The following is a 238-nucleotide window of genomic DNA, read 5'->3' on the forward strand; positions in this document are numbered from 1 at the left end:
CTGGCAAGTAAGGAAAAGGGTTGCGCTCGTTGCGGGACTTAACCCAACATCTCACGACACGAGCTGACGACAGCCATGCAGCACCTGTATGTAGATTCCCGAAGGCACCTTTCCATCTCTGGAAAGTTTCTACTATGTCAAGGCCAGGTAAGGTTCTTCGCGTTGCATCGAATTAAACCACATGCTCCACCGCTTGTGCGGGCCCCCGTCAATTCATTTGAGTTTTAGTCTTGCGACC

The 238-nt window shown here is 51.3% G+C and carries 1 rRNA gene; it reads right to left on the reverse strand.

Going from position 1 to position 238, the window contains the following annotated elements:
- A 16S ribosomal RNA gene (locus tag ACEO2X_RS14745) occupies positions 1-238 on the reverse strand; the annotation flags it as partial.

This window comes from Acinetobacter sp. AL9 (assembly GCF_041464035.1).
In the GTDB taxonomy this organism is placed as follows: Bacteria; Pseudomonadota; Gammaproteobacteria; order Pseudomonadales; family Moraxellaceae; genus Acinetobacter; species Acinetobacter towneri.